Origin of the sequence: Streptomyces tailanensis, assembly GCF_008386495.1 — a bacterium.
GTDB lineage: Bacteria > Actinomycetota > Actinomycetes > Streptomycetales > Streptomycetaceae > Streptomyces > Streptomyces tailanensis.
On record NZ_VTHJ01000085.1, the window covers coordinates 1 to 23,868 of the forward strand.

Here is a 23,868-nt window from a genome sequence, read left to right on the forward strand (position 1 = left end):
GGGCGTGGACACCTCGGGCGCGCCTGCGGGCGCGGTCGCGCTGCGGGTCGCACGACGACGCGTACGACGGGCGGGCGCGGCCTCCTCGACGGCGGGCGCCGGAGCAACAGTCTCGGGCTCGGCAGCGGTCTCGGACGCGGCCACCACGGTCTCGGCCACCTCGGGCGCGCCTGCGGGCGCGGTCGCGCTGCGGGTCGCACGACGACGCGTACGACCGGCGGGCGCGGCCTCCTCAACTGCGGCGACCACAGGGGCAGCCTCGGCCTCGGTGGTCTCAGCGGCGACGGCCGGCACCACGGTCTCGGTGACCTCGGCCGCCCCTTCCGGCGCACCAGCAGGCGCGGACACCCGGCGGGTCGCACGACGACGCGTACGACCGGCGGGCGCGGCCTCCTCGACGGCGGCGGGCGCCTCGGCGACCACAACAGCGACCTCTTCAGCCGCTGCGGCCTCCTCAAGCTCCTGGGTCTCTTCGACCTCGGCCGACTCGGTCGGCTCCGGGGCAGCGAGGTCCATGGCCTCGGCGGCCGCTACGGCCGGCGAGGTGGTCTCGGCGGGCGCTTCGGATCCGGCCACCGGCGGACCCGCCGGGCGGGACGCGGCACGGCGGCGACGGCGCGGCGGCAGAGTGTCGCTGGGCGTGTTGTGTTCGGAGCCCTGCGTGGACTCCACGGGTTCGATCTGTTCGGGCATGCGGGCGTTTCTCCCGTCAGGCTCCCGGGCGCCGCACCCGGTCCGGCGTGGCCGGTGACGTCCGCGGTTCGCGTCGTGCGCGACTGCCGCCGTCCGGGGCGCGGGCGCCGCACGGGAGCTCTCTGTGTCCTGTCTCGCCGGTTCCGTACGCCGAATGCGTACGGCCTGGCGAAAGTCTTGTGGTCGGTGCGCTGCCCGACCCAGGTGGCTCCCGGATACGAGGGCGGCGCTACGACGTCCGTCCCTACGCGGGACCTTCCGGCGCCGGCGCCTTCGCGGTGGCGGCGGGTACGGCCGTTGTGAGGGCCGTCGCCGCCTCGCGGTCGGGCGCGAGCGGGTCGGTCACCGTGCCGGTCTCTTCATCGAACAGCCCCTGCGCCAGCCTGGTCACCGCTGCGGGGACCGGCGGCGCCAGGTCGGCCACGGCGCGGAGACCGGACAGGACGTCGTCGGGTCGTACGGCAGGCGTCACGTGCCGAACAACCAGCCGCAGTATCGCACAGGGCTGGTCGGTCGGCCCAGAAAGGGGCGCGGCGCCAGCCGCTCCAGTGGAGCCGACGCTTGCGGCGGGCTGTGGACTGTGCGGCTCAGGACCGTCTCGGCCGTCACGACTGTCGAGGTCGGCGACGGCGACGCGAGCGTCGAACGTCCGTACGCCGTTCTTGGTCATGCGCTGGACCTCGACGACGTCCGCCGCCTTGAAGGCCGCGACGGCGCGCTCGGCGTCCGCCGGGTCCACACCGTCCAGGCGCAGCTCCCAGACGGAGGCGGTGAGCCGGTCGGCGAGCCCGGAGGTGCGGGCCTCGACCGCGTCGATGACGTCGATCCCGGCGGGCAACGACTCGTCGAGCAGAATCCTGAGCTTCTCGGGGTCGCGCGCGTCGGTGAGCGCGATCTCCAGGTACTCCGCCTCGCTGCCCGTGCCGGTGGGTGCGGCATTGGCGTACGACACCTTCGGATGCGGCGTGAACCCCGCCGAGTACGCCATCGGCACCTCGGCACGGCGCAGCGCACGCTCGAAGGCGCGCTGGAAGTCACGGTGGCTGGTGAACCGGAGGCGGCCGCGCTTGGTGTAGCGCAGTCGGATGCGCTGCACCGCGGGTGCGGGCGGCGGGCCTTCGGGCTGTCGCTTGCCCAGTGTCGTTCAGTCCTTCGTGAGTGCGGTTGTACTGCTACCAAGAGTACGTGTCTCGGCGGCCCTGGGTTCCCGGCGGGCGACCGGCCGCGGCTCGGCCGGCTTTCCGAAGAGCGCCTGCCGCACACTGGCACGGGCCTGGCGGACGGATTCGCGGGCGGTGGCGAGGGCCTGGCGTGTGGCCCGGCCCACACTGAGCGCGGCCGCGGCGGTCGGCTTCCACACCACGTCCCGTACGACGTGGCCGACGGGCGTGAGAACGGTGCGGTACACCCACCGCGTCGGCTCCACGAAGATCCACCGGAAAAGGGTGGCCAGGAACCGCCCGACGGCCAGCGAGATATGCCCGGCCACGCGCCACGCGTGCCCGAGCGCGTCCCAGATCTCCCGCCCGACGACCGCGAGAACCCGCCCGACCGGTGTGAGCACCCATCGCCACAGGGCGAGCGCGGGCAGCACGAACAGCACGCGTGCGGTCCAGTAGATCCCGAGCCAGATCCCGGTGAAGAACATCCGTACGAGCCATACGACCCCACGGGCCACCCACGCGATCGCGTGCCCCACGGGCGTCAGGAAGTACTGGTACACCCACACGGCCGGTACGACGACGAGGTACCGCACCAGCCAGGCGACCGCCCGCCCGAGCGGCACCAGCGTCCACCGGTACAGCCAGGCGATCCCGTGCCCCACCGGCGTCAGCACATACCGGTACAGCCACACCGCGGGCGCCACGAGCAGCCAGTACCCGAGCCACCCGAGCCCCTTGCCGACCGGCACGAGCACGTACCGCCACAGCGCCACCCACGGCCACACGAACACGGCCTTGCCGATCCACAGCAGGGCCCGCCCCACCGGCCGCAGCACGGTGTCCTTGAGGAACCGTCCGGCGACGACGAGCGCGTCCCACACGATCCGCACCGGAACGACCAGCACCAGGACGACGATCCGCACAGGAATCCGGACGGCGACAACGAGGCACCCCTCGGGCGCCTGCTGCGCATTTGCTCGCCGCACCGCCGGCTCGTCGGGCTGCCGCACGGGCCGCTTCTCCAAATCCATACCGACGTAGACGCCTCAGCGATCTGTCCGGATGCAGCCCCGCACCGTCAACTCCACCAACTCCATGCGGAATGACACATCGGGACGCATGAATTAACCCAATATGTCGATAAACAGATGCGTTTGGCCTCTTTACACCAACACACCCCCGAATCTCCCATAAGGCTCGCTCCTGGTTGGGGATTTCACCCGAACCAGTTCAGTCGAAGAGGAGCATGCAGATGAGTCCTGACCACAGGACCCTCGGGCCGCTGGCGCGAGAGGCAGTCAAGAAGGCCGGGATGGTGGCCTCACTCGCGCTGGTCCTGGCGGCCGGCCTGGCCAACCCGGCGATAGCCGCGCCCCCGAACCCGACCGACCCGGAGACGACGGCCACCGTCCCCACCGACGACAAGTGCCGACCGGGCAACAACAACGACACGCACTACGGCGTCACGCCGTCCAACCGCGACACAGGCGACTGCAAGGGGTCGCGGGGCGAGAAGGGCGAGAAGGACCGCCCGGCTGCCTGCTACGAGATCGACGCCTACCAGGGCCAGGACGAGTACGAGGTCCGCGGCGCGGTGAGCAATGGCAACACGTACGCGGGCATCCGCGACCTCCGCCCCAGCAGGAACTCGGTGGACGACGAGTTGAGGTGGACCGACCTCAGCGAGCTCTCGGGCTACCCGACCACCAGCTCGGAAGGCGTCCCCTGCGGTGTGTCCGTCAACGAGCACACCAATGGGAACAACGGGAACTTCACCAGGCGCGTCGAGGACGTCACGGATGTCAAGATCGACATCATCACCACCACGGGCCGGGTCTTCGAGATCATCTGTGAGGTGAGCCACGGCGGGGACGAGCTGGCGACCATCACGTGCCCTCACCCGGACCTCCCCCGGAGCGAGGATGCCTGGAAGGAGCTGAACCAGCCTGAGCCGGACGCCGACAACGACGAATAGTCCGCCGGAGTCCGCACCGCCCACGCCCTAGCGGCGTGCAAGCACGCGGGAGGGCCCGGTCGCGTCGTCGGACGACGCGACCGGGCCCTCCCGCTTCAGCGAAACCGGACTACTTCACGACCGACAGCGGCAGCAGCTTCTTCCCCGTGGGGCCGATCTGGATCTGCGTATCCATCTGCGGGCACACCCCGCAGTCGAAGCACGGGGTCCAGCGGCAGTCCTCGACCTCGGTCTCGTCGAGGGCGTCCTGCCAGTCCTCCCAGAGCCAGTCCTTGTCGAGGCCGGAGTCCAGGTGGTCCCAGGGCAGGACTTCCTCGTAGGTACGCTCGCGGGTGGTGTACCAGTCGACGTCGACGCCGAAGTCGGCCAGGGCCTTGTCCGCGCAGGCCATCCAGCGGTCGTAGGAGAAGTGCTCGCGCCAGCCGTCGAAGCGGCCGCCGTCCTCGTAGACGGCGCGGATGACCGAGCCGATCCGGCGGTCGCCACGGGAGAGCAGGCCCTCGACGATGCCGGGCTTGCCGTCGTGGTAGCGGAAGCCGATGGAGCGGCCGTACTTCTTGTCGCCGCGGATCTTGTCGCGGAGCTTCTCCAGACGGGCGTCCGTCTCCTCGGCGGAGAGCTGCGGGGCCCACTGGAAGGGGGTGTGGGGCTTGGGGACGAAGCCGCCGATCGACACCGTGCAGCGGATGTCGTTCGACCTCGACACCTCTCGGCCCTTGGCGATCACGTTCATCGCCATGTCCGCGATCTGGAGGACGTCCTCGTCGGTCTCCGTCGGCAGACCGCACATGAAGTACAGCTTCACCTGACGCCAGCCGTTGCCGTAGGCGGTGGCGACCGTGCGGATCAGGTCCTCCTCCGAGACCATCTTGTTGATGACCTTGCGCATGCGCTCGGAGCCGCCCTCGGGGGCGAAGGTCAGGCCGGAGCGGCGGCCGTTGCGCGTCAGCTCGTTCGCCAGGTCCACGTTGAACGCGTCCACGCGGGTAGAGGGGAGCGAGAGGCCGATCTTGTCCTCCTCGTAGCGGTCCGCGAGGCCCTTGGCGATGTCGCCGATCTCCGAGTGGTCCGCACTCGACAGCGAAAGAAGACCGACCTCCTCGAAGCCCGTCGCCTTCAGGCCCTTGTCGACCATCTCGCCGATGCCGGTGATCGAACGCTCGCGCACCGGGCGGGTGATCATGCCCGCCTGGCAGAAGCGGCAGCCGCGGGTGCAGCCGCGGAAGATCTCGACCGACATGCGCTCGTGGACCGTCTCCGCGAGCGGCACCAGGGGCTGCTTCGGGTACGGCCACTCGTCGAGGTCCATGACGGTGTGCTTGGACACGCGCCACGGGACACCCGACTTGTTCGGTACAACGCGGCCGATGCGGCCGTCGGGAAGGTACTCGACGTCGTAGAAGGCCGGGATGTACACCGAACCCGTCTTCGCGAGGCGGAAGAGGACCTCCTCGCGGCCGCCGGGCCGACCCTCCGCCTTCCACTTGCGGATGATCTCGGTCATGTCGAGCACGGCCTGCTCGCCGTCGCCGATGATCGCGGCGTCGATGAAGTCGGCGATCGGCTCAGGGTTGAAGGCAGCGTGGCCGCCGGCCAGGACGATCGGGTCGTCGAGCGTGCGCTCGCGCGACTCCAGCGGGATCCCCGCCAGGTCCAGCGCCGTCAGCATGTTCGTGTAGCCCAGCTCCGTGGAGAAGGACAGGCCGAACACGTCGAAGGCCTTCACCGGGCGGTGGCTGTCAACGGTGAACTGCGGGACGTCGTGCTCCCGCATCAGCGCCTCCAGGTCCGGCCACACGCTGTACGTGCGCTCGGCGAGGACGCCCTCACGCTCGTTGAGCACCTCGTAGAGGATCATGACGCCCTGGTTGGGCAGACCGACCTCGTACGCGTCCGGGTACATCAGCGCCCAGCGGACGTCGCACTCGTCCCATGGCTTGACGGTGGAATTGAGCTCACCACCGACGTACTGGATCGGCTTCTGCACATGCGGCAGCAGTGCCTCGAGCTGTGGGAAGACCGACTCGACAGTCATCGTGGGGTACCTTCGTGAGCATCAGCTGACAGGGGTGACCATCTAGCGTAACGCCCCGGGAGACACCCCTCGCACGACCGGATGTCACACGCCACGTTGTCAGAAGGCCGAGCCCGAAGTGATCGTCCTCCACATTTCCGGCAGTGCCGCCTCCGCCAGCTCCGCCCGGCGCTCCTCCCTGCCGTAGAGCAGCCCGTACGTGAAGGCGCTCTCCCCCGCCTCGTGGGCCTGGAAGGCGATCTCGCGGAGGGTCTCGCGGGCCATCACGCTGTCCTGGTGGTCGCCGAGGTGGTTCTGGAGGGACTTCATGTCCCGTACGAGGTCCTTCGCCGGCCCGCCCAGGAGGGGGGTCGCGGCCTCGGCCGCGTACCGGGCGCGCTTGGCCTTCTTGCGGGCCTCGTGCATGGGGACGTCGCGGTCGGCACCGGAGGGGTGGGCGAGGGCCTCCTCGACCAGGGCCGACACCTTGCCGAAGCCCCGCTCGACCGCCTTGCGGATCACCTTCTCCGGGTCTTTGAAGGCGGCCTTGAGCAGGGGCGGATCGGCGATCACGGCGTCGAGGGAGTCCAGCAGGTCCAGATAGCGCTGCCCGTCCAGTATGGCGATCAGGCCGCTGCGGGCGCCGGCGCCGTCGGTCTCCGCCCAGGTGCGCAGCCGGGTGCGGACGGGGCCGGTCACCAGGCTTTCGGGGAGGTCGGCGAGCGCCTCCGTGAGGCGTTCCGTCAGGACCTCCTGGTCACGGTCGACGCCCAGCTCCCCCGCCAGCCACTTCAGCTCGTCTCCGATCGGATCGGTGACGGCCCGGTCGAGGACCTTCCCGTACGACTTGAAGGTGCTGCGCAGCCGTCGGGTGGCGACGCGCATGCTGTGCACGGAGTCGAAGACGTCACGGCGCACCGCCGGGTCGAACGCGACGATCGCGTCCCGCTGAGCACGGACATAAGCGAGGACATGATCGCCGGGGGTGACGGGCTCGCCAAGCTCCTCGGCCTTGCCCCGCTTCTTCTTGCCCTTGTTCTTGCTCTTGGGTGCCGTCTCCCGCAAGGCCCTGGCCAGCTTCGACGGCGACTCGGACGGCCGTACGCCCGCCTTGCGGAGCTTCTTGTCGACCTTGTCGAGGAACGCCGGGTCGCCGTCGTCGGCCAGCTCCACCTCGATCTCGGACCACTGGGCGGTGCGGCCGTCCTCGGTGAGCCGCTGGGCGACCACGGCGTCCACGCTGACTTCGGCGAGGAGGGAGCCCTCCGCGTCGAGCAGGTCGCTGACGTCGCGTGTGGAGAGCAGGCGGACCAGGGGCACCAACTCGGCCTCCCGGACCCGGGAACGCACGAGCCCCGCGAGTTCGCGGGGCAGCGTGTCGGACAGCGGGCTCTGGATCTCGTCCCGTACGCCCGAGGAGACGGGGAACTTCAGATGCCAGCCCTCGTCGTCCCCTCCGGTACGGCGGCGCAGGGTGATCGAGGCGGCGGCGAGACGTTCGTCGGGAGTGTCGTAGTAGACGGCGTCCAGCTCGGCGACGCCCTTGTCGATGACGGTCGCGACCCCGGCCACACCGGTGAGGTCCGGCAGGCCGCTCTCGTCGGACTCGTACTTCCGCTCGATCTCACGCTTGGTGTCCGCCATGAACTGAATCTAGTCGGATATTCGTTTCCTGGGCAGACCCGAACTCGTCGAACGGAATCTACCTGCCGCTTCTCTCGCGTACACCCGGTCGTCGATCACGCGGCGGCGCCCTGCAGTCACGCCGACATCGGGCGCTGCACCCGGATCGACTGCAGCAACCCCACCGCCACCCACACCGCGAACATCGACGACCCTCCGTACGACACGAACGGCAGCGGCAGCCCCGCCACCGGCATGATGCCGAGGGTCATCCCGATGTTCTCGAAGGACTGGAACGCGAACCAGGCGATGATGCCGCCGGCGACGATCGTGCCGTACAACTCGGTGGTCTCGCGGGCGATCCGGCACGCACGCCAGAGGACCACGCCGAGCAGCAAGATGATCAAGCCGGCGCCGACGAAGCCCAGCTCCTCCCCCGCCACCGTGAAGACGAAGTCGGTCTGCTGCTCGGGCACGAACTGCCCGGTCGTCTGCGACCCCTTGAACAACCCGGTGCCGAGCAGCCCGCCCGAACCGATGGCGATACGGGCCTGGTTGGTGTTGTAGCCGACACCGGCCGGGTCGAGCTCGGGGTTGGCGAACGCGGCGAAGCGGTTGATCTGGTACTCGTCGAGCACCCCGAGCTGCCAGACCAGCACCGCGCCGAGCGCGCCCGTGCCGAGGAGGCCGAAGATCCACCGGTTGGACGCGCCGGAAGTGAGCAGCACGCCGAGCACGATGACCACCATGACCATGACCGAGCCGAGGTCGGGCATGAGCAGGACGATCAGTATCGGGACGGTGGCGAGGCCGAGGGCCTGGACGACCGTGCGGTGGTCGGGGTGGGGTTTGTCGCCGGCGTCCACTCTGGCCGCCAGCAGCATCGCCATGCCGAGGATGATCGTGACCTTCACGAACTCGGAGGGCTGGAGCGAGAAGCCGCCGCCGACGACGATCCACGCGTGGGCGCCGTTGATGGTCGCGCCCATCGGGGTGAGTACCAGCAGGATCAGCAGCACCGAGATGCCGTACAGGATCGGCACGGCCGTGCGCAGGGTGCGGTGGCCGAGCCAGACCGTGCCGACCATCAGGGCGAAGCCGATGCCGGTGTTGAGCAGGTGCCGGAGGAGGAAGTAGTACGGGTCGCCCTGGTTGAGCTCGGTGCGGTTGCGGGTCGCCGAGTAGACGAGGGCCGCGCCGATGAGGGAGAGCGCGATGGCCGAGAACAGTATCGGCCAGTCGAGGCGGCGGGCGAGGGAGTCTCGGGCGAACAGCCGGGTCCAGCCGGAGCGTTCGGGCCCGTACCCGGAGACGGAGAAGCTGTTGCCGGTCATACGGACGTCCTCCCCCTCTTTCCGCGGCACCCGCCGCGATCCGAACGCCGTCGCGCCGCCCGGTTGCCGCTGCCGCCGCGTGTGCTGACGATCGCCTCCAGGTTGTCGGCGACCACGGTGTCGTCACCTCGCTCGGTGACGGTGGTCCAGGCGCCTGGCTCGGCGAGCACGGCCCCCGCACCCTGCTCGAAGGACACCGGCTGGGCCTCCGGTCCGGCGGCCACTGCCTGGGCCTCCTCCTCGGCCAGTTCCTCCTCGGTCTTCTTCGGCGGGTACGTCTCCAGCTTCGGGGAGTCGATCGAGCCGTCGGACTCGATCTTCGGCAGGCCCTTCTGCGGGGTCGGCAGCAGCGCCTTCTTCTTGTCGATGTCGCCGTCCTCGGAGACGCCGTACAGCGCGTTGTAGAGCTTGCGCACGGCGGGCGCCGAGGCGCCGGAGCCCGTACCACCCTGGGAGATCGTCATGACGATCGAGTAGTCCTTGGTGTACGTGGCGAACCAGGAGGTCGTCTGCTTGCCGTAGACCTCGGCGGTACCCGTCTTGGCGTGCATCGGGATCTCGTCCTGCGGCCAGCCCTGGAAACGCCAGGCGGCCGTACCGCGGGTGGCGACTCCTTCGAGGGCGTCGTCCATTTTGGCCAGCGTGGTCTTGTCTATCGGCAGCTTGCCGTGCGACTTGGGCTCGATCCCCTGCACGCTCTTGCCGTCGGCGCTGATGATCGCCTTGCCGACGGTGGGGTCGTAGAGGGTGCCGCCGTTGGAGATGGCCGCGTAGATGGTGGCCATCTGGATGGGGGTGACGAGGGTGTCGCCCTGGCCGATGGAGTAGTTGACGGAGTCACCGGCGCGCATGCGGTTGCCTTCGAGGCAGTTCTCGTACGCGATCTGCTCCGCGTATGTGCCGCCCTTCTTGCCGGTCTTGCACCAGGCGTCCTTGTTGGCCTTCCAGTAGTCCTGCTTCCACTGGCGGTCGGGGATGCGGCCGGTGACCTCGTTGGGCAGGTCGATGCCGGTCTCGGCGCCGAGGCCGAACTGGTGGGCGGTCTTGTAGAACCAGTCGTTGGCGCCCTTCTTGGGCTTGATGCCTCCGTCTCGCTTCCACTCCTCGTGGGAGAGGCGGTAGAAGACGGTGTCGCAGGAGACCTCCAGCGCCTTGCCGAGGCTGATCCCGCCGTGGCTCTGGGACTCGAAGTTCTTGAAGACCTGGCCGCCGATCGAGTACGAACTGGAGCATTCGTACGGGCCGTTGAAGGAGTAGCCCGCGTTCACCGCGGCGGCGGTCGGGACCACCTTGAAGATGGAGCCGGGGGCGGACTGGCCCTGGATCGCGCGGTTCAGCAGCGGGTAGTTGGACTTCTTGCCGGTGAGCTTGGCGTAGTCCTTGGCGGAGATGCCGCCGACCCAGGCGTTCGGGTCGTAGTCCGGGTTGGAGGCCATGGCGACGACGCGGCCGGTCTTGGCCTCCATGACGACGACGGCACCGGAGTCGGCCTTGTAGTTCGTCCCCGTGTTGCGGTCCATCTGCTTGCGGGCTTCCTTCATCGCCTCGTTGAGCTCGTACTCGGCGATGCGCTGCACGCGGGCGTCGATGCTGGTGACGAGGTTGGCGCCGGGCTCGGCGGGGTCGGCCTCGGCCTCGCCGATGACGCGGCCGAGGTTGTCGACCTCGTAGCGGGTGACGCCGGCCTTGCCGCGCAGCTCCTTGTCGTACTGGCGCTCCAGGCCGCTGCGGCCGACCTGGTCGGAGCGCAGGTACGGCGAGTCGGTGTCCTGGGCCTTGGTGATCTCCTCGTCGGTGACCGGGGAGAGGTAGCCGAGGACCTGGGCGGTGTTGGAGCCGCCCGGGCTGGCGTAGCGGCGGACGGCCTGGGGCTCCGCCGTGATGCCGGGGAAGTCCTCGGAGCGCTCCCGGATCTGCAGGGCCTGCTTGGGGGTGGCCTCGTCGGTGATGGGGATCGGCTGGTACGGCGAGCCGTTCCAACACGGCTGCGGTGTCTCCGAGTCGCACAGGCGGACCTTGTCCATGACGTCCTTGGGGGGCATGTCCAGGACGCCGGCGAGCTTGGTGAGGACGGCCTTGCCGTCGTCGTCCATCTTCAGCAGCTCGGTGCGGGAGGCGGACACCACCAGCCGGGTCTCGTTGTCGGCGATCGGGACGCCGCGCGCGTCGAGGATCGAGCCGCGCACGGCGGGCTGCACGACCTGCTGGACGTGGTTGCCCGAGGCCTCCTTGGCGTAGGCGTCGCCCTCGCGGATCTGGAGGTACCAGAGGCGGCCGCCGAGGGTGCCCAGGAGGGAGAAGACAAGGATCTGGATGATGACGAGCCGGATCTGGACCCGTGGGGTCCGCCCGGTCTCCGGGATGTTGGTCACTGCCTCCCCCTCTCAGTGCGTGTACGGGTGGTGCGCGTGCTTCGCGTGATTCAGGTAATTGGAGTACACCGCTCGACCACGATCGGTTCCCATGCCGGACAAACGAGTGCCAGACGAACGAATGCCGGACGAACGAATGCCGGACAAGCAAGTGCCGGACGAAAGAGCCTGATGTGCCGTCACAGCCGCTTGACCCCCTTGATGCGGCCTGCCCGGGCGACCCGGGAGCGCGCGGCCTTCAGGCGGAGTCCGCCGCGCTGGCCGCCGACGCGCAGGCCGGTCCCGGAGGAGAGCCAGCCCGAGGAGACATCGGCCGCCTTGGTCGCGTTGTTGGTCTCGGCGAGCGGGTTGGTCTCGGCGCGTCGGGCGAGCGCCATGAGGCCGGGGACGACGAACGGCGCGAGCAGCAGGTCGTACAGGGCGGCCGTGAACAGAAGGCTGGGCAGGCCGACATGGCGGGCCGCGTCGTCGCCGACGAGGGCGCCGACACCGGCGTAGAGGAGGGTCGAGCCGAGCGCGGCGACGACGACCACGGCCATCGGCCCGGTCGCCGACTTGAGTCTGCCGGTCTCGGGCTTCGCCAGCCCCGCAAGGTAGCCGATGACGCACAGGACGAGGGCGTACCGCCCGGCGGCGTGGTCGGCCGGCGGGGCGAGGTCGGACAGCAGCCCGGCGCCGAAGCCGATGAGGGCGCCGCCGACATGGCCGTAGACCAGGGCGAGGCCGAGCACGGTGAGGAGGACCAGGTCGGGTACGGCGCCCGGAAGGTGGAGGCGGGCGAGGACGCTCACCTGGAGCACCAGGGCGACGATCACCAGGGTGGTGGAGAGCAGCATCCGGTTGAAGCGCATGGGGTGTCAGCTCCTGTTGTTCTACTGCTCGTCCGCTTGGCCGTCGAGGGGGGCCTCGGCATCGGGCGTGACCGTCACCGTCACGGTCGGCGTGGGGGTGGGTTTCGGCTTGGCCGGCAGGACGGTGTCGCGCGGGTCCTTGCGCGGTGCCTGGACGACGACGCCGACGATGTCGAGCTGGGTGAAGGCCACGTACGGCTTGACGTAGAGCGTGCGGGTCAGATCGCCGCGGGACGGGTCGACGCGGGAGACGACACCGACCGGGACGCCGGGCACGAACGGCTTGTCGGCCTGCGAGCCGAAGGTGACGAGGCGGTCGCCCTCCTTCACCTTGGCCTTGCCGTTGAGGAGTTCGACGCGCAGCGGGCGGTCACCCTGGCCGGAGGCGAAGCCGAGTTCGTCGGTGGCCTCCATGCGGGTGCCGACGGTGAAGTCGGGGTCGTTGGCGAGGAGCACGGTCGCGGTGTTCGGGCCGACGGTGGTGACCCGGCCGACGAGCCCGTCACCGTTGAGGACGGTCATGTCGCGGGTGACCCCGTCGTTGGTGCCGATGTCGATGGTGACGGTCCAGGAGAAACCCTGGGCCGCTCCTATGGCGATGACCTCGGCGCCCTTGATGCCGTACTGGCCGTTCGCGGCGGACTTGAGGATCTTGTCGAGCTGCTCGACCCGGCTGCTGTTGCGGTCGTCGCTGCCGAGGGACGCCTTCAGTTCGGCGTTCTCCTTCTCCAGCGCGGCGAGACGGTCGTGACGGGAGCCGGATTCACGGATCGCGCTTATGGCGTTGCCGATCGGGTCGACGGCGGTCGACACGCCGTCCTCGATCGGGCCGAACACCGTCGCCGCGGCACGTCGGGCACCGTCGACCGGTGAGTCCTCCCCGCCGCGGATGTCCACCGTGATCAGCGCGAATGCGACGGCGACCAGCAGCACCAGGAGCAGCCGGCTCTCTCGTGTGTCCCTCACGTGCGGCGGCCGTGCCTTCCTCATAGGAATTCGACAGGAATTGGGGAATTCGGGTAGCCCCTGGGAAACCCGGGACGGGAAGCACAGGGGCGCCTTTGTGGGAGCTTATTGCCTCTATATCAACGATCCGCCGCACGAGAAGAGATCGTCTCGTACGGCGGAATCGAAGTGTTACGTCATCTGCGGGGCTGGGCGTCGAGCACCTGCTGCAACGCCTCGAACTCCTCGACGCACTTGCCGGAGCCGAGCGCCACGCTGTCCAGCGGGTCCTCGGCGATGTGGATCGGCATACCGGTCTCACGGCGCAGCCGCTCGTCGAGACCGCGGAGCAGGGCTCCGCCGCCGGTGAGGACGATGCCGCGGTCCATGATGTCGCCCGACAGTTCCGGCGGGCATTTGTCGAGGGTCGTCTTGACGGCATCGACGATGGCGTTGACGGGTTCCTCGATCGCCTTCCGCACTTCGGCGGCGGAGATGACGACGGTCTTGGGCAGCCCGGACACCAGGTCCCGGCCACGGATTTCGGTGTGCTCGTCAGCGTCGAGGTCGTACGCCGAACCGATCGTGATCTTGATCTGTTCGGCGGTCCGCTCACCGAGAAGAAGCGAGTACTCCTTCTTGATGTGCTGGATGATCGCGTTGTCCAACTCGTCGCCGGCGACGCGGATGGACTGGGCGGTGACGATGCCGCCGAGGGAGATGACCGCGACCTCCGTGGTGCCGCCGCCGATGTCCACCACCATGTTGCCTGTGGCCTCGTGGACCGGCAGGCCGGAGCCGATGGCCGCGGCCATGGGCTCCTCGATGATGTGCACCTGGCGGGCGCCCGCCTGGGAGGACGCCTCGATGACGGCGCGCCGCTCGACACCGGTGATACCGGACGGCACACAGACGACGACCCGAGGACGGGCGAGATACCGCCGCTTGTGGATCTTCAGGATGAAGTAGCGGAGCATCCGCTCGGTGATCTCGAAGTCGGCGATGACACCGTCCTTCAGCGGACGTACGGCAACGATGTTGCCCGGCGTCCGCCCGATCATCTTCTTCGCCTCCGCGCCGACCGCGAGGATGCCACCGGTGTTGGTGTTGATCGCGACGACGGACGGCTCGTTCAACACGATCCCGCGACCCCTGACGTACACCAGCGTGTTGGCGGTCCCGAGGTCGACAGCCATGTCACGGCCGATGAACGACATTGAGTTCCCCATCAGGATTCGTCTGGCCTTCCCAAGTGGAGCCTGAGGGCTTTTGAGAGCTTTTCAGGGCGTTTGAGGTCGGCGAAGTGGGTGCTGTGACGTGAAGGCTTACATCGTAGTCTCGCCCGCACGAACACTGCGCGAGGGTCTTCGCCATTGTGGGCACGCGATGCGCCGCCTCGCCTCTGGAGACGATCCATCGGGGGTGCGCGTTCCCCCGATCGGCACGCATATGCCGGGACACGGCAAGCATTTCAGGCCGGGGTTCACCTTGGGTTACACGACCGGGCCGTCGATGGGTGGGTTTGGTGAACTCGATTGGGCCGATCGGGTGTTACGGCGAAGTGGGGTGAACTCGGCGGGGGCCTGGGAAGACTTGGGCCCCCGCCGGAAGGCGTTAGGCGTGGCCGGGGAAGAAGAGCTTCAGCTCGCGCTCCGCGGACTCCTCGGAGTCCGACGCGTGGATCAGGTTCTCCCGCACGATGACGCCGTAATCACCACGGATGGACCCGGGCGCCGCGGCGATCGGGTCGGTCGGACCGGCCAGCGCCCGCACACCCTCGATGACCCGCTCGCCCTCGACGACCAGCGCGACGACCGGACCGGAGGCCATGAACTCCACCAGCGGCTCGTAGAAGGGGCGGCCCTTGTGCTCCCCGTAGTGCTGCTCCAGCGTCTCCTGGTCCAGGGTCCGCAGTTCCAGCGCGGTGATCTGCCAGCCGGCCTTGCGCTCGATACGGCTGATGATCTCGCCGATCAGGCCACGCCGGACGGCGTCGGGCTTGAGGAGGACGAGGGTGCGCTGGCTCACGGTGGTGACTCCTTCTTCACAAGTGTGCGGGGCTCAGAGGCTACAGTGCGAGCCCGAACGGGTGTTACGCAGCGTCAGGATGCCCCGGGGGCGGACTCCCCCGCCGACACCTGTGCCGCGAAGCGGGCCTTCGCCTCGTCCACCTTCCGTCCGAAGTGGACCGACGCCCACCACAGGGCCGCGAAGACCGCGCCCATGAAGAACATGGTCGGGACGAAGAACCCGGAGAGGATCAGCGCGATCTGGAGGGCCCAGCCGAGCTGGATGCCTCCGGGTCGGGTGACGAGCCCGCACAGCACGAGGCACAGGAACATGGCGACGCCGCTGACCGTCCAGACCGTGGTCATGGTCAGATCGGGGTCCTTCATCGCGACCAGCCCCGCGAAGCCGATCACGAAGAACTCGCCGATCAGGGTCGAAGCACAGAGGGTACGCATGATGTGAGACTCAGCCCTTCCCCAGCAGCAGCCGGGCTTCGCCGACGGTGATGACGGAACCGGTGACGAGGACGCCGCCACCCGCGAACTCGCCCTCCTCCTCGGCGAGCGTGATCGCCGCCTCCAGGGCGTCCGGCAATCGCGGCTCGACCTGCACCCGCTCCTCGCCGAACACCTCGACCGCGATCGCGGCCAGTTCGTCGGCGTCCATGGCACGGTGGCTGGAGTTCTGGGTGACCACGACCTCGGCGAAGATCGGTTCGAAGGCCTCAAGGAGACCTCGTACGTTCTTCTCGCCGCTCGCCCCGACCACGCCGATCAGCCGGCTGAAGTCGAACGCCTCACCGACGGCCTCGGCCGTGGCCCGCGCGCCCGCCGGGTTGTGCGCGGCGTCGAGCACGACGGTCGGGGACCGCCGTACGACTTCCAGTCGGCCCGGCGACGAGACGGCCGCGAAGGCCTTGCGGACCGTGTCCATGTCGAGCGGCTCGGGCCGCTGGGAGCCGACGCCGAAGAACGCCTCGACCGCGGCGAGGGCGACGGCCGCGTTGTGCGCCTGGTACGGGCCGTGCAGCGGGAGGTACACCTCCCGGTACTCGCCGCCGAGGCCACGCAGGGTGAGCATCTGCCCGCCGACGGCGACCTGCCGGGAGACGACCCCGAACTCCAGCCCTTCCCGGGCCACCGTCGCGTCGACCTCCACGGCCTTCTTCAGCATCACCTGCGCCGCGTCCACCGGCTGCTGCGCCAGGATCACGGTCGCGTCCTGCTTAATGATCCCGGCCTTCTCGACGGCGATCTCGGCGGGCGTCGTCCCGAGCCGGTCGGTGTGGTCGAGATCGATGGGGGTGACGACGGCGACGTCCCCGTCGATGACGTTCGTGGCGTCCCAGGAGCCGCCCATGCCGACCTCGACGACGGCCACGTCGACGGGCGCGTCGGCGAAGGCGGCGTACGCCATGCCGGTCAGCACCTCGAAGAAGGAGAGCCGGTACTCCTGGGAGGCGTCCACCATCTCCACGTACGGCTTGATGTCCTCGTACGTCTCGATGAACCGCTCGGCGGAGATCGGGGCGCCGTCCAGGCTGATCCGCTCGGTGATCGACTGGACGTGCGGGGAGGTGTAGCGGCCGGTGCGCAGTTCGAAGGCGCCGAGAAGGGCCTCGATCATGCGGGCCGTGGAGGTCTTGCCGTTGGTGCCGGTGATGTGGATGGAGGGGTACGACCGCTGCGGCTCGCCGAGGACGTCCATGAGCGCGGCGATCCGGGCGACCGAGGGCTCCAGCTTGGTCTCGCCCCACCGCGTCGCCAGTTCCGCCTCGACCTCGCGCAGGGCCTTGTCGACCTCGGGGTCCTCTGGCCGAGCGGGTACGTCTGCCTGCGGCGCACCGCCCTGGGCACGCAGGGTACGGCTGCCGGCCTCGATGACCGCCAGGTCGGGATCACGGTCGGTCTCGGCCGCGATGATCTCCTCGAAGGGGTCGATCGACTCGGGCTGGTCACTGCGTTCGCTCACGGGGCCAGTCTACGGATCGGACGCCCGGTAGCTCGGAGGTACCCGTTGTAGGGCGACTGCGGGTCGTAGGTGGTTGCTCGCGCCCACGCGGCGGAGCCGCATATCGATACAGCCCCGCGCCCCTTACGGGGCGCGGGGACGGAGGGCTACGCCTTCGGCAGCCGCTCCAGCTGCGCTGCGATCCGGGCGATGTCCTCGTCCGCCTTCGCGAGGCGCCCGCGGATCTTCTCCACCACCTGGTCCGGCGCCTTCGCGAGGAACGCCTCGTTGCCGAGTTTGGCCGTGGCCTGGGACTTTTCCTTCTCCGCCGCCGCGAGGTCCTTCGCGAGCCGCTTGCGCTCGGCGGCGACGTCGATCACGCCGGAGAGGTCGAGGGCGACCTCGGCACCCGCCACCGGCAGGGTCGCGGTGGCCGCGAAGCCCTCGCCCTCCGGCTGGAGGCGGAGGAGCTGACGGATCGCGGCCTCGTGCGGGGCCAGCGCCGTACCGTCCAGGGTGAGGCGGGCCGGGACGCGCTGGCCCGGCTGGAGGCCCTGGTCGGCGCGGAAGCGGCGGACCTCGGTGACGACCCGCTGGACCAGCTCGATCTCGCGCTCGGCGGTGTCGTCACGGAAGCCGCTGTCCTTCGGCCAGTCAGCGATCACGAGGGACTCGCCACCGGTCAGCGTCGTCCACAGGGTGTCCGTGACGAACGGGATGACCGGGTGCAGCAGTCGCAGCGTGACGTCGAGGACCTCGCCCAGGACCCGCTGACTGACCTGGGCCGCCTCGCCGCCCGCCTGGAACGTCGTCTTGGACAGCTCGACGTACCAGTCGAAGACCTCGTCCCACGCGAAGTGGAACAGGGCGTCGGACAGCTTGGCGAACTGGAAGTCCTCGTAGTACGCGTCGACCTGCGCGACCGTCTCGCCCAGGCGGGCGAGGATCCAGCGGTCCGTCGACGACAAACGGGACGCGGCCGGCAGCTCGCCCTCCACCGTCGCGCCGTTCATCAGCGCGAAGCGCGTCGCGTTCCAGATCTTGTTGGCGAAGTTACGGGAGGCCTGGACCCAGTCCTCGCCGATCGGGACGTCGGTGCCCGGGTTGGCGCCGCGCGCGAGGGTGAAGCGGAGCGCGTCGGAGCCGTACTTGTCCATCCAGTCGAGCGGGTCGACGACGTTGCCGAAGGACTTCGACATCTTCTTGCCGCGCTCGTCGCGGACCAGGCCGGTCAGCGCGATGGTCCGGAAGGGGACCTCGCCGTCCATGGCGTAGAGGCCGAACATCATCATCCGGGCGACCCAGAAGAAGATGATGTCGTGGCCGGTGAGCAGGACGTCCGTGGAGTAGAACTTCCGCAGGTCCTCGGCCTGTTCGGGCCAGCCGAGCGTGGAGAACGGCCACAGGCCGGAGGAGAACCAGGTGTCCAGGACGTCGGTGTCCTGGGTCCAGCCCTCGGCCTCCGTGCCGGGCGGCTGCTCGTCGGGGCCGACGCAGACCGTCTCGCCGTTCGGGCCGTACCAGACGGGGATGCGGTGGCCCCACCAGAGCTGGCGCGAGATGCACCAGTCGAACATGTTGTCCACCCAGTCGAAGTAGCGCTTCGACATGTCCTCGGGGTGGATCTTGACCCGGCCATCGCGGACCGCGTCACCGGCAGCCTGGGCCAGGGGCGCGACCTTGACCCACCACTGCATGGACAGCCGCGGCTCGACCGTGGTCTTGCAGCGTGAGCAGTGGCCGACGGAGTGGGTGTACGGGCGCTTCTCGGCGACGATCCGGCCCTGCGAGCGCAGCGCGCCCACAACGGCGGAGCGGGCCTCGAAGCGGTCCTGGCCGAGGAAGGGGCCGTGGACGGTGATGACGCCGTGCTCGTCCATGATCGTCATGGACGGCAGGCCATGGCGCTGACCGATCGCGAAGTCGTTCGGGTCGTGGGCCGGGGTGACCTTGACCGCGCCGGTGCCGAACTCCGGGTCGACGTGGGTGTCGGCGACGACCGGAATCGTACGGTCGGTCAGCGGGAGCTTGATGTGCTTGCCGACGAGGTGCTTGTACCGCTCGTCGTCCGGGTGGACGGCGACGGCGGTGTCACCCAGCATGGTCTCGGCTCGCGTGGTGGCGACGACGAGGGAGTCGTCCCCCTCGCCGTACCGGATGGAGACCAGCTCGCCGGAGTCCTCCTGGTGCTCGACCTCGATGTCGGAGATGGCCGTCAGACACCGGGGACACCAGTTGATGATGCGCTCGGCGCGGTAGATCAGCTCGTCGTCGTAGAGGCGCTTGAAGATGGTCTGGACGGCGCGGGACAGGCCCTCGTCCATGGTGAACCGCTCACGGCTCCAGTCGACGCCGTCCCCCAGCCGACGCATCTGGCCGAGGATCTTGCCGCCGTACTCTTCCTTCCACTGCCAGACGCGCTCGACGAACTCCTCACGCCCCAAGTCGTGGCGGGACTTGCCCTCTTCGGCGAGCTGCTGCTCGACCTTGTTCTGCGTGGCGATGCCGGCGTGGTCCATGCCGGGCAGCCACAGGGACTCGTAACCCTGCATGCGCTTACGGCGCGTGAGGGCGTCCATGAGGGTGTGCTGGAAGGCGTGCCCGAGGTGCAGGCTGCCGGTGACGTTCGGCGGCGGGATGACGATGGTGTACGCGGGCTTGTCGCTCTTGGCGTCGGCGGCGAAGTAACCCTTGTCTACCCAGCGCTCGTACAGCGTCCCCTCTACATCGGCCGGCGCGTACTGGGTCGGCAGATCGGTGGCGGGCGCTGAAGGCTGCTGCTGAGCGTTCTCGGTCACCCGCCCAGTTTAGGGGTGTCACGGGGCCGTCCCGAAACCGGATTCTTCGGTAACGGTGTGACCCCGGATGCGTTGTGCACCTCAGGTCTGCGCCAGGATGTCTGAAACACATAAGCATCTGGAGGGGAACCCAGAACATGAGTTACAACCAGCCGGGCCCGTACGGCGGGCAGCCCCAGCAGCCCGGACCGTACGGTCAGCCGGGCGGCCAGCCGGGCCCCTACGGCCAGCAGCCGCCGCAGGCCGCCCCCCAGCCCGGCTACGGCTACCCGCAGCAGGCGCCTCCGCAGCAGCCGGGCTACGGGTACCCGCAGCAGAGCCCCCAGGGCGTCCCGCCCCAGACCCCGCCGTACGGCCAGCAGCAGGCTCCGTACGGCCAGCAGCAGCCGTACCCGACCGTGCCCCAGCCCCCCGTCTCCGGCGGTGGCGGCAAGAAGGTCGGCATCATCCTCGGCGCGGTAGCCGTCGTGGCCGCGGTCGCCGTCGGCGCGTACTTCGTCATCGGCGGGGGCGGCGGCGCCGACATCGCGGACGACGGACCGCACAAGCTGACTACGCCGGCGACTGTGCTCACCGAGTACAAGAAGAACGAAAGCGGTGGCGGCGCCCTGTCCGACGACGACGTGGCGGAGGCCGAGAAGTGGGGTGTGACGAACCCCAAGAACGTCAGTGCCGGGTACGTGTCCGGCGATAAGAACAACCCGCTGTCGCAGAAGCAGCTCCAGTTCACCGGCGTCTACGGCGAGATCGAGGACCCCGAGAAGGTCGTCGACGCCATGCTGGGTGAGCTGCAGTCCAAGTCCGGGGAGGACGACGAGGACGTGAAGGTCACCATGACCGGTGACCCGAAGGAGTACGACTCCGCCGAGGGCGCCGTCCTCAAGTGCCAGGACGCCAAGATGGAGCCCACCGACGGCAGCACGAACGGCGGGCCGAGCGAGATGAACCTGTCGTTCTGTGTGTGGGGCGACTACAGCACGGTGGCCATCGTGATTCCGATGGACTACGCGAGCATCATGGCCGGGAAGGCGGCGGACCAGGCCGCCGCCGCGGACACCACGGCGAAGTTCCGCGACGAGGTGCGCGTCAAGGCCTGACGCTTCCGCCAACCACGAAGGGGCCCCGGTCGGTTGACCGGGGCCCCTTCAACGTGTGTGTGGCGCCGAGGAGTTACGCCGTCTTCTGCTCGCCCGGCCCCCGGCCTCGCGCGTCGCGGGGGATCAGGGTCGGGTTGACGTTGGAGTGGACGACGTCTGCGGTGATGACGACTCGGGCCACGTCCTTGCGGGACGGGACCTCGTACATCACCGACATCAGGACCTCTTCCATGATGGCCCTCAAACCACGCGCGCCGGTCTGCCTCAGGATCGCCTGGTCGGCGATGGCTTCCAGGGCCTCGCGTTCGAAGTCCAGTTCCACGCCGTCGAGTTCGAAGAGGCGCTGGTACTGCTTCACCAGGGCGTTGCGGGGCTCGATCAGGATCTGGAGGAGGGCTTCGCGGTCCAGGTTGTGGACCGAGGTGATGACCGGGAGACGGCCGATGAACTCCGGGATCATGCCGAACTTCACCAGGTCTTCCGGCATGACGTCCTCGAACTGGTCCTTGGACTGCAGCTCGCGCTTCGAGCGGATCGTCGCGCCGAAGCCGATGCCCTTGGCGCCGGCGCGGGACTCGATGATCTTCTCCAGGCCCGCGAAGGCCCCACCGACGATGAACAGGACGTTCGTCGTGTCGATCTGGATGAATTCCTGGTGAGGGTGCTTGCGCCCACCCTGCGGGGGCACGGACGCTGTCGTACCTTCGAGGATCTTCAACAGGGCCTGTTGCACGCCCTCGCCGCTCACGTCGCGCGTGATCGACGGGTTTTCGCTCTTTCGGGCCACCTTGTCGATCTCGTCGATGTAGATGATCCCGGTCTCGGCCTTCTTGACGTCGTAGTCCGCCGCCTGGATCAGTTTCAGGAGGATGTTCTCGACGTCTTCGCCGACGTACCCGGCCTCCGTGAGCGCCGTCGCGTCCGCGATCGCGAACGGGACGTTCAGCATGCGCGCGAGGGTCTGGGCGAGGAGGGTCTTGCCGGAGCCCGTGGGGCCCAGCAGGAGGATGTTGGACTTCGCCAACTCGATGGCGTCCTCGCGGCTTTGACCGCCGCCGTTCTCACCGGCCTGGACCCGCTTGTAGTGGTTGTACACCGCGACGGAGAGGGCCTTCTTGGCAGCCTCCTGACCGACCACGTAGCCCTCGAGGAACTCGTAGATCTCGCGGGGCTTCGGGAGTTCCTCCCAGCGGACCTCGCTCGTCTCCGCGAGCTCTTCCTCGATGATCTCGTTGCAGAGGTCGATGCACTCGTCGCAGATGTACACACCGGGCCCTGCGATGAGCTTCTTGACCTGCTTCTGGCTCTTGCCGCAGAACGAGCACTTGAGCAGATCGCCGCCGTCACCGATGCGTGCCACGGTGTGCTTCCCCTTCGCCTGGGAGACGCCTGGACACTTGGAATCCAGCGGCTCCTGGTGCTGCCTTATGTCGACGGTACCTTGCCGGGCCCCCCGTTCGGGCCCCCCTTGGCACGGTTCGCTTTGACGTGCACCTTGTCGTGCACTGGGCCAAATGGTGCCAACCATGCCAAGGGGCGGCAGACAATACAGCCTTTCCCGCCTCAGCGGACGCTGCTGTTGTTCATCTTCCGCGTGGAGATGATCTGGTCGATCAGGCCGTACGCCAGCGCGTCCTCGGCCGTGAGGATCTTGTCGCGCTCGATGTCCTCGCGGATCTTCTCGATCGGCGTGGTGGAGTGCTTGGCCAGCATCTCCTCCAGCTGCGCACGCATCCGGAGGATCTCGTTGGCGGCGATCTCCAGGTCGGAGACCTGACCGCGGCCCGTCTCGCTGTACGGCTGGTGGATCAGGACGCGGGCGTTCGGGAGCGCCATGCGCTTGCCGGGCGTACCGGCGGCCAGCAGGATCGCGGCAGCCGAGGCGGCCTGGCCCATGCAGACCGTCTGGATGTCCGGCTTGACGAACTGCATCGTGTCGTAGATCGCCGTGAGCGCCGTGAAGGAGCCGCCGGGGCTGTTGATGTAGACCGAGATGTCCCGGTCGGGGTCCATCGACTCCAGGCACAGCAGCTGCGCCATGACGTCGTTGGCGGAGGCGTCGTCGATCTGGACACCGAGGAAGATGACCCGCTCCTCGAAGAGCTTCGCGTACGGGTCGTACTCGCGGATGCCCTGCGAGGTGCGCTCCACGAAGCGGGGGATGACGTAGCGGGACTCGGCCGAGGGGCCGGTGTACTGGGCGCTCGCGCGGTCGTAGAGGCTGCTGCCGGGGAAGTCGTTCACTGGGGTCTCCTGGGGGCCTGAGAGGGGCTGAGGCGGTCGGCTGGGGGCTTTAACGGGGGTGTGCGTGTCGGCGGCTGCCGTCACGCCTGCCCGGCCCCGGTGCCGCCGCCGCCCGGCATGCCCGCCGCGGTGGCGATGACGTCGTCGATGAGGCCGTACTGCTTGGCCTCGTAGGCGTCGAACCAGCGGTCGCGGTCCGAGTCGCGGGTGATCTGCTCGACCGACTGGCCCGTGTGCTGGGACGTCAGCTCAGCCATGCGCTTCTTGGTGTGCAGCAGCCGCTCCGCGTGGATCTTGATGTCGGAGGCCGAGCCCGCCAGGCCGGCGGAGGGCTGGTGGATCAGGATCTCGGCGTTCGGCAGCGCGAAGCGCTTGCCCGGGGTGCCCGCGCTGAGCAGGAACTGCCCCATCGAGGCCGCGAGACCCATGGCGATGGTCACCACGTCGTTCTTGATGAACTGCATGGTGTCGTAGATCGCCATACCGGCCGTGATCGAACCGCCCGGGCTGTTGATGTACAGGTTGATGTCCTTGTCCGGGTCGGCGGCAAGGAGCAGCAGCTGTGCGGTGATCCTGTTCGCGATGTCGTCGTCGACCGGCTGGCCGAGGAAGATGATCCGCTCGTTGAGCAGCCGGTTGTAGACATGGTCGCCGAGGCCACCGCCGATGGAAGGCTCGCCGGCGGCGGAGGGCATCAGATTCGTCACGTATCCACCTGCTCGTCTTACGACGGCGCCGGGCCGTCTCACGTTTCCCTGCGGGGGACTGGGCGTCCGGCCGTTACGCCGACAGCCCTGCC

The 23,868-nt window shown here is 68.8% G+C and carries 18 protein-coding genes and 1 pseudogene; 2 read left to right on the plus strand and 17 right to left on the minus strand.

Annotated features, from left to right (window positions below):
• From F3T56_RS41010 to F3T56_RS41020, 3 genes and pseudogenes are all read right to left on the minus strand, one after another.
• A pseudogene (locus F3T56_RS41010) lies at positions 1 to 693 on the minus strand (Rne/Rng family ribonuclease); the annotation flags it as partial.
• 244 nt (positions 694 to 937) lie between these two features.
• Positions 938 to 1,789 (minus strand): TIGR03936 family radical SAM-associated protein, encoded by an 852-nt coding sequence (locus F3T56_RS41015; RefSeq protein WP_149830556.1) that lies wholly within the window; start codon positions 1,787 to 1,789, stop codon positions 938 to 940.
• Between the two features lie 48 nt (positions 1,790 to 1,837).
• Complete coding sequence (locus tag F3T56_RS41020; RefSeq protein WP_172639389.1) at positions 1,838 to 2,887, minus strand: hypothetical protein; 1,050 nt, start codon at positions 2,885 to 2,887, stop codon at positions 1,838 to 1,840.
• 221 nt (positions 2,888 to 3,108) lie between these two features.
• Between F3T56_RS41020 and F3T56_RS41025 the strand changes: the two genes are divergently transcribed.
• Positions 3,109 to 3,831 carry a hypothetical protein gene (locus F3T56_RS41025; RefSeq protein WP_149830557.1) on the plus strand — a complete coding sequence of 241 codons (723 nt, stop codon included), beginning with the start codon at positions 3,109 to 3,111 and terminating at the stop codon, positions 3,829 to 3,831.
• A 109-nt stretch (positions 3,832 to 3,940) separates the two neighbouring features.
• Here the strand turns inward: F3T56_RS41025 and F3T56_RS41030 are convergent, their stop codons facing one another.
• The 11 genes from F3T56_RS41030 to F3T56_RS41080 all read right to left on the minus strand — a co-directional run bounded on the left by F3T56_RS41030 (position 3,941) and on the right by F3T56_RS41080 (position 19,728).
• The gene (locus F3T56_RS41030) at positions 3,941 to 5,866 is read right to left on the minus strand and encodes a TIGR03960 family B12-binding radical SAM protein (RefSeq protein WP_149830558.1); all 1,926 of its coding nucleotides are present in this window, start codon (positions 5,864 to 5,866) and stop codon (positions 3,941 to 3,943) included.
• A 99-nt stretch (positions 5,867 to 5,965) separates the two neighbouring features.
• Entirely contained in the window at positions 5,966 to 7,489 is a 1,524-nt protein-coding gene (locus tag F3T56_RS41035) for a CYTH and CHAD domain-containing protein (protein ID WP_149830559.1), read from the minus strand.
• A 116-nt stretch (positions 7,490 to 7,605) separates the two neighbouring features.
• Positions 7,606 to 8,802, minus strand: a complete 1,197-nt coding sequence (gene rodA, locus F3T56_RS41040; RefSeq protein WP_149830560.1) for a rod shape-determining protein RodA — start codon at positions 8,800 to 8,802, stop codon at positions 7,606 to 7,608.
• A complete protein-coding gene (gene mrdA / locus F3T56_RS41045; RefSeq protein WP_149830561.1) occupies positions 8,799 to 11,174 on the minus strand; it encodes a penicillin-binding protein 2 in 2,376 nt (791 codons plus the stop codon). The genes rodA and mrdA overlap by 4 nt, the downstream gene beginning before the upstream one ends.
• Positions 11,175 to 11,353: 179 nt before the next feature.
• Complete coding sequence (gene mreD, locus F3T56_RS41050) at positions 11,354 to 12,025, minus strand: rod shape-determining protein MreD (RefSeq protein ID WP_149830562.1); 672 nt, start codon at positions 12,023 to 12,025, stop codon at positions 11,354 to 11,356.
• 21 nt (positions 12,026 to 12,046) lie between these two features.
• Positions 12,047 to 12,991 carry a rod shape-determining protein MreC gene (mreC, locus tag F3T56_RS41055; protein WP_149830563.1) on the minus strand — a complete coding sequence of 315 codons (945 nt, stop codon included), beginning with the start codon at positions 12,989 to 12,991 and terminating at the stop codon, positions 12,047 to 12,049.
• A gap of 176 nt (positions 12,992 to 13,167) precedes the next feature.
• Positions 13,168 to 14,187 carry a rod shape-determining protein gene (locus tag F3T56_RS41060; RefSeq protein WP_004931372.1) on the minus strand — a complete coding sequence of 340 codons (1,020 nt, stop codon included), beginning with the start codon at positions 14,185 to 14,187 and terminating at the stop codon, positions 13,168 to 13,170.
• A 397-nt stretch (positions 14,188 to 14,584) separates the two neighbouring features.
• Positions 14,585 to 14,998, minus strand: a complete 414-nt coding sequence (gene ndk, locus F3T56_RS41065; RefSeq protein WP_149830564.1) for a nucleoside-diphosphate kinase — start codon at positions 14,996 to 14,998, stop codon at positions 14,585 to 14,587.
• Positions 14,999 to 15,072: 74 nt separating this feature from the next.
• A complete protein-coding gene (locus F3T56_RS41070) occupies positions 15,073 to 15,435 on the minus strand; it encodes a DUF4233 domain-containing protein (protein ID WP_149830565.1) in 363 nt (120 codons plus the stop codon).
• A 10-nt stretch (positions 15,436 to 15,445) separates the two neighbouring features.
• Positions 15,446 to 16,951, minus strand: a complete 1,506-nt coding sequence (gene folC / locus F3T56_RS41075; protein WP_149830566.1) for a bifunctional tetrahydrofolate synthase/dihydrofolate synthase — start codon at positions 16,949 to 16,951, stop codon at positions 15,446 to 15,448.
• Between the two features lie 146 nt (positions 16,952 to 17,097).
• Positions 17,098 to 19,728 (minus strand): valine--tRNA ligase, encoded by a 2,631-nt coding sequence (locus tag F3T56_RS41080; protein ID WP_149830567.1) that lies wholly within the window; start codon positions 19,726 to 19,728, stop codon positions 17,098 to 17,100.
• Positions 19,729 to 19,865: 137 nt separating this feature from the next.
• Between F3T56_RS41080 and F3T56_RS41085 the strand changes: the two genes are divergently transcribed.
• Positions 19,866 to 20,825: a hypothetical protein gene (locus F3T56_RS41085; RefSeq protein WP_149830568.1), complete on the plus strand. Its 960-nt coding sequence runs from the start codon at positions 19,866 to 19,868 to the stop codon at positions 20,823 to 20,825.
• Between the two features lie 73 nt (positions 20,826 to 20,898).
• Here F3T56_RS41085 and clpX read toward each other — a convergent pair whose 3' ends face one another.
• The 3 genes from clpX to F3T56_RS41100 all read right to left on the minus strand — a co-directional run bounded on the left by clpX (position 20,899) and on the right by F3T56_RS41100 (position 23,764).
• The gene (gene clpX / locus F3T56_RS41090) at positions 20,899 to 22,185 is read right to left on the minus strand and encodes an ATP-dependent Clp protease ATP-binding subunit ClpX (protein ID WP_149830569.1); all 1,287 of its coding nucleotides are present in this window, start codon (positions 22,183 to 22,185) and stop codon (positions 20,899 to 20,901) included.
• 203 nt (positions 22,186 to 22,388) lie between these two features.
• The gene (locus F3T56_RS41095) at positions 22,389 to 23,069 is read right to left on the minus strand and encodes an ATP-dependent Clp protease proteolytic subunit (RefSeq protein ID WP_149830570.1); all 681 of its coding nucleotides are present in this window, start codon (positions 23,067 to 23,069) and stop codon (positions 22,389 to 22,391) included.
• Between the two features lie 80 nt (positions 23,070 to 23,149).
• Entirely contained in the window at positions 23,150 to 23,764 is a 615-nt protein-coding gene (locus tag F3T56_RS41100; protein WP_172639390.1) for an ATP-dependent Clp protease proteolytic subunit, read from the minus strand.
• Positions 23,765 to 23,868: the final 104 nt, after the last annotated feature.

Coding starts and splice junctions, on each gene's coding strand:
- F3T56_RS41060 (WP_004931372.1), bottom strand. CDS start 14,187: ATGTCGTTCATCGGCCGTGACATGGCTGTCGACCTCGGGACCGCCAAC.
- rodA (WP_149830560.1), bottom strand. CDS start 8,802: ATGACCGGCAACAGCTTCTCCGTCTCCGGGTACGGGCCCGAACGCTCC.
- F3T56_RS41025 (WP_149830557.1), top strand. CDS start 3,109: ATGAGTCCTGACCACAGGACCCTCGGGCCGCTGGCGCGAGAGGCAGTC.
- F3T56_RS41070 (WP_149830565.1), bottom strand. CDS start 15,435: ATGCGTACCCTCTGTGCTTCGACCCTGATCGGCGAGTTCTTCGTGATC.
- F3T56_RS41085 (WP_149830568.1), top strand. CDS start 19,866: ATGAGTTACAACCAGCCGGGCCCGTACGGCGGGCAGCCCCAGCAGCCC.
- mreD (WP_149830562.1), bottom strand. CDS start 12,025: ATGCGCTTCAACCGGATGCTGCTCTCCACCACCCTGGTGATCGTCGCC.
- F3T56_RS41100 (WP_172639390.1), bottom strand. CDS start 23,764: ATGCCCTCCGCCGCCGGCGAGCCTTCCATCGGCGGTGGCCTCGGCGAC.
- F3T56_RS41020 (WP_172639389.1), bottom strand. CDS start 2,887: ATGGATTTGGAGAAGCGGCCCGTGCGGCAGCCCGACGAGCCGGCGGTG.
- F3T56_RS41035 (WP_149830559.1), bottom strand. CDS start 7,489: ATGGCGGACACCAAGCGTGAGATCGAGCGGAAGTACGAGTCCGACGAG.
- F3T56_RS41030 (WP_149830558.1), bottom strand. CDS start 5,866: ATGACTGTCGAGTCGGTCTTCCCACAGCTCGAGGCACTGCTGCCGCAT.